Genomic DNA, 5,071 nt, shown 5'->3' with positions numbered 1-5,071 from the left:
GGGCTATTCGGTCAATGACAAGGTGGTGGTCTATGACCGCATGCGGGAAAACATGCGCCTCTACAAGTCGATGCCGTTCCGCGACCTGATCAACCTGTCGATCAACGAAACCCTGGCCCGCAGCATCTTCACATCGGCCACGGCATTCCTCGCCATGTTGCCCATGGCGATCTGGGGCGGAAGTGCCGTCGAAAGCTTTGCAATCCCGATGGTCTTCGGGATCTTCATCGCAGCCTCGTCATCGGTCTTCATCGCGGCACCGATCCTGCTCTTCCTCGGCGACTGGCGCACCAGACGCCGGGCCGCAGCCGACGTGGCAGCACAGGCTGAAGCAGCCTGAAACCTCGACGTTGCAAACAGAAAGGGCACCCGGCTCGTCCGGGTGCCTTGACACTCAACGGAAGAAGTTGGGCCTCATCTACACTGGCATGGACACATCCTGTGCGGGCTCAAGCGTCAGGGGCCGTCCTGTTTGGCAGGAGCCTTGCCATTTTTCGCTACACGGTCCCGGTGAAGGGCTGCACGCGCCAGAAGCATGAAGGTCACCGGCGTGGTGACCGTCACGAAAATTCCGATCAGGACCTCATGGATCACCAGGCGCTGAGAGGTGACCGTGAAGAAGATCATCGATGCCAGCATCACCCCGCCTATGCCCCAGCTGGTGCCAAGCGTGGGAGCGTGCAGCCGTTCATAGAAAGTCGGCAGGCGCAGAAATCCGACAGCGCCGATCAGCGCCAGAGATGCGCCGATCAGAAGGAACAAGGACACGAGTATCGCCGCCCACAGCGGCAGGTCAGCCGTTGCCTGCATCATTCGATCACCTCTCCCCGCATCAGGAATTTTGCCAGTGCGACGGTCGCCACGAAGCCGATCATGCCGATCACGAGCGCCGCTTCAAAATAGATGACCCGTCCAGTGCCAATGCCGAACGTCACCAGCAACAGCATTGCGTTGATGTAGAGCGTATCCAGGCCAATGATGCGGTCCTGCGCACGCGGCCCGCGAAACATCCGGATGGACGCGATCGCCATGGCGCAGGCAAGAAGCATCTGCGAGAGCGACACCGCGGTGAAGAGAATGACAGCGCTCATGCAAAGATCTCCATCAGCAGTTTCTCATAGCGGTTCTTGATCGTATTGACCCAAGCCTCTTCATCGACGAGATCGAGGACATGCAGCAGGACCGTGCGCTCGCGTGAATCATATTCAAGCCAGGCCGAACCCGGCGTGCTCGTCAGAATGACGGCGAGCAAGGCAAGCGCAGTACGATCCTCAAGCTCAAGCGGCAGCAGTAGAAAACCGGCATGATGGCCCCTCGGTCGACCACTGACAATCACCCGGGCGACGGCAAGATTCGAGCGGATGATATCCGAGAACGCCAAGACAAAGAGCTTTGGCAAGAGGTACCATTTGCGCAGGCGCGGTTTCTCCGGACGCAGGGCAGCGAATGCCCAGCTGGCAAAAATGGCAACGAAGGTCCCGAGCAGCAAATGGCCAAGGCTGAAGCCATTGAGCAGCAGCCACATGACGACAAGCGAAATAGTCAGGAGTGGATAGGGAAGCATCAGTTACCTCCCGTCTCTTGCGATTGAACCCCGGCACGCGTTTCAATCGCTGCGGCATTTTTCACCGCATCGATATAGATCGTTGGATTGCTGAGCGTCCGGATGGTTGTGTCCATGTAGCGCATGGCAGGACCGGCCTGGAGCGTCAGCGCGAGCGTCAGGCACAAAAGGAACATCACCGGCACAAGTTCGATGACGAGAACACGTGGAACCGTTCCCTCGATCGACGTCCAGAAAGCACGGATGCCGGCCCGGGTCATCGCGATCAATGCGGCGACGCCGGAGAGCATGACGAGCACGACCAGTGTCCAGACCGCAGCGGTTGGCGGAACGCCTGTCGCGCCGGCCCCCATCATCGCAGACAGCATCGCGAACTTGGCGACAAATCCGGATAGCGGCGGCAGGCCCGACAGCAGGATTCCGCAGGCTGCAAAACAGATGCCAAGGATGGCCATGGTTCCAGGCATGGCAAATCCTCCACCTTCCTCCACCTCGTCATCACCTTCGCCATAGGCTTCCATGGTCACCGCGAGAACGTTCGCTCCAGCGTCCTGACCCCGCTCCACCAATTCGATTAGCATGAAGAATGCACCGATCGTCAGGGTCGAACTGACGAGGTAAAGCAAGGCTCCGGATGACACCGCGCCATCATTGATGCCCAGCACCATCAGCATCGTGCCCGAAGACACCAGAACCGAATAACCGGCAAGCCGGCCGAGTGCCTGGGAGGCAAGCACGCCGACTGTGCCGAAGATCACGGTTGCGATGCCGCCGAAAAGCAGCAGTTCCGCCCCGAAACCGGCGGAAGGACCAGCGCCAAACAAAAGCATGGTCAGGCGCAGGATGACATAGATTGCCAGCTTGCTCAGGATCGCAAACATCCCGGCGACCGGAGCGGAGGCCGCACTGTAGGCAGTCGGCAGCCAGAAACACAAAGGCCACATGCCGGCCTTGATCAGGAAGGCAATGCCGAGAACACCGGCACCCGCCTCCATCAGCATGCGCCGATCGGCTTCCATCTCGGGTATGCGGGCGGCAAGGTCGGCCATGTTGAGTGTGCCGGTCGTCCCGTAAATGAGGCTGACGCCGATGAGGAAGAACAGTGCGGCAACCAGGTTGACGGCGATGTAGTGCAGCCCGGCTTTTACCCGCAGAGCACCGGACCCGTGCAGCAGCAAGCCATAGGATGCGGCCAGCATGACCTCGAAGAAGACAAACAGGTTGAACAGGTCGCCCGTAAGGAAGGCGCCGTTAACCCCCATCAACAGGATCTGGAACATCGAGTGGAAATGCGCGCCGACCGCGTGCCAACGGGCGAGCGCGAACACAAGCGTGGCAACGGCCAGCAACGACGTCAGTGCCAGCATCAGCGCCGATAGCCCGTCCAGCACGAGGACGATGCCGAAAGGCGCCACCCAGTTGCCGACGAGATAGACGCCGTTGAATGCTTCCGATGCATTTTCGACCTGCAGAAGCACGATCGACACACCGGCAATTAAGATCGTCGTTGCAAGGCTGATCATCGCCTTCGTGACGCGGCTGCGTTCATCGACGAAGAGCAACGACGCTGCTGCAATCATCGGCAGAAGGATCGGCAGGATGATCAGATGGTTTTGCCAGCCGGTCATTGGCCTCAGTTCCTCCCGTCAACGTGGTCGTTGCCGGTCAGGCCGCGCGACGCAAGCATGACGACCAGAAACAGTGCAGTTGTGGCGAAGCCGATGACGATCGCCGTCAGCACCAGTGCCTGTGGTACCGGATCGGTCAGGGTCGATGGCAGCACGTCATCGCCCAGGATCGGCGGCACATTGCTTTTGACCCCTCCAACGCCGAAAATGAACAGGTTCACCGCATAGGAGAGAAGCGAGAGACCGACGATGACCTGATAGGTCCGGGGTCTCAGGATCAGCCAGACGCCGCAACTGGTCATGACACCGATGGCGATCGACAAAACGAGTTCCATCACCCCTCCTCAGTTCGGTTGGCCTCGATCGTGCGCAGCCGGTTGATGCGAATGGACTGGTGCGCCAATGCGACAAGGATCAACACGGTCGACCCGACCACCAGCATGAAAACCCCGAGATCGAACAGCAAAGCGGAGGCTGCCGGAACCTTGCCGATCAGCGGGACTTCGATGTAGCGAAAATGCGAGGTCAGGAACGGATAGCCCAGCACCCAGGAACCGATGCCTGTCGTGACCGCGGTCAGCAGACCCGCGCCCATCCAGCGCAAAGGCAGGATGCGGATGCGGTCCTCGGCCCATCGTGTACCACCCGCCAGATATTGCAGAAGGAAGGCAATCGACAGCGTCAGACCTGCGGAGAAGCCACCACCCGGCAGATCGTGACCGCGCATGAACAGATAAACGGAGAACGTGATGATGACCGGGAACAGCCACTGCATGATGACCGACGGCACCATCAGATAATCGCGTACCGTGTCTCCGGCCGAACGCTCGGGGCGCTCCTCATCGAAACGGTTCTGGATCTGCTGCTGTTCCGGCATTTCAAAGCTGTCTTCAGCCGGACGGAAGCGGCGCAACAAGGCGTAGACGGTCAGCGCCACGACCCCGAGAACAGCGATTTCCCCCATGGTGTCGAAACCACGGAAATCGACAAGGATGACATTCACGACGTTGCGTCCGCCGCCCTGCGCATAGGCATTTTCGAGGAAATAATTGGCGATCGCATTGGGGACCGGCATCGTCATCACGGCATAGGCGACAAACGACATTCCGACCCCGCAGACGACAGCCAGCATCAGGTCGCGGAAACGCCGGAAGCGGCCACGCAGGGTGATCTGATCGTCGACGTTCACGGTCCGCTTCGGCAACCACCGCAAGCCCAGAAGGATGAGAACCGTCGTCACGACTTCGACCAGCAACTGGGTGATGGCGAGATCGGGAGCGGACAACCAGACGAATGTGATGCAGACGATCAATCCGACGCCGCCGAGCATGATCAAGGCTGCCAACCGGTGATACTTGGCGAGCATCGCCGTACCGATTGCAAGGCAGATGCCGAGCAGCCAGATGGCCGCAAAAGCCGGGTCGACGCCGGTAAACGTTATCTCGCGGATCTCGAAACGCGCAAGATAGAGCGGCAGCAATGCGGCCAGGAAACCAACTGCCACCAGCCAGCGCAATTGCGGCTGGAGATTGCGTGTTCCAAACCGTCTCTCGGCCAGTCTCGCCCAACGCCAAGAGACGTCGACCAGGACACGTTCGAAAATGCGCTGGCCCTTCAGATTGCGCAGGATCGGCGGACCGTCATCGCAGGACGCCAGATATTTGCGCAGCACGACATAAAGAATGACCCCACCCACGATCGCGACAACGCTCATCAGCAGCGGCAGGTTGAACCCGTGCCAGACGGACAGACTGTATTCCGGCATCTCGCTTCCCAGCACACTGGTCGCGGCGACATGCAGGAACGGACCGATCGACATGGCTGGAATAANGCCGACCACCAGGCAGGCAATCACCAGGATCTCGATCGGCAGGCCGCA

Annotated in this window: 6 protein-coding genes and 1 pseudogene; 1 reads left to right on the top strand and 6 read right to left on the bottom strand. The window is 59.8% G+C overall.

Annotated elements, in window-relative coordinates; translation table 11 throughout:
* Positions 1–340: pseudogene (locus tag PDO_RS09890) on the top strand (protein translocase subunit SecDF); the annotation flags it as partial.
* Between the two features lie 116 nt (positions 341–456).
* Here the strand turns inward: PDO_RS09890 and mnhG are convergent.
* From mnhG to mbhE, 6 genes are all read right to left on the bottom strand, one after another.
* The gene (mnhG, locus tag PDO_RS09885) at positions 457–810 is read right to left on the bottom strand and encodes a monovalent cation/H(+) antiporter subunit G (protein ID WP_037073297.1); all 354 of its coding nucleotides are present in this window, start codon (positions 808–810) and stop codon (positions 457–459) included.
* Complete coding sequence (locus PDO_RS09880) at positions 810–1,091, bottom strand: K+/H+ antiporter subunit F (RefSeq protein ID WP_007601146.1); 282 nt, start codon at positions 1,089–1,091, stop codon at positions 810–812. Before PDO_RS09880 ends, mnhG begins: the two co-directional genes overlap by 1 nt.
* Positions 1,088–1,564: a Na+/H+ antiporter subunit E gene (locus tag PDO_RS09875; protein WP_007601144.1), complete on the bottom strand. Its 477-nt coding sequence runs from the start codon at positions 1,562–1,564 to the stop codon at positions 1,088–1,090. The genes PDO_RS09880 and PDO_RS09875 overlap by 4 nt, the downstream gene beginning before the upstream one ends.
* Complete coding sequence (locus PDO_RS09870) at positions 1,564–3,192, bottom strand: monovalent cation/H+ antiporter subunit D (protein ID WP_007601142.1); 1,629 nt, start codon at positions 3,190–3,192, stop codon at positions 1,564–1,566. The genes PDO_RS09875 and PDO_RS09870 overlap by 1 nt, the downstream gene beginning before the upstream one ends.
* A gap of 5 nt (positions 3,193–3,197) precedes the next feature.
* The gene (locus tag PDO_RS09865) at positions 3,198–3,527 is read right to left on the bottom strand and encodes a Na+/H+ antiporter subunit C (RefSeq protein WP_007601124.1); all 330 of its coding nucleotides are present in this window, start codon (positions 3,525–3,527) and stop codon (positions 3,198–3,200) included.
* Positions 3,527–5,071: hydrogen gas-evolving membrane-bound hydrogenase subunit E (gene mbhE, locus PDO_RS09860; protein ID WP_007601120.1), on the bottom strand; the 1,545-nt coding region annotated here is incomplete at its 5' end. The genes PDO_RS09865 and mbhE, both read right to left, overlap by 1 nt.

Origin of the sequence: Rhizobium sp. PDO1-076 (assembly GCF_000247475.1) — a bacterium.
In the GTDB taxonomy this organism is placed as follows: domain Bacteria; phylum Pseudomonadota; class Alphaproteobacteria; order Rhizobiales; family Rhizobiaceae; genus Allorhizobium.
Note: the sequence above shows the minus strand (reverse complement) of the source record. Positions and strands in the feature narration are given on the sequence as shown.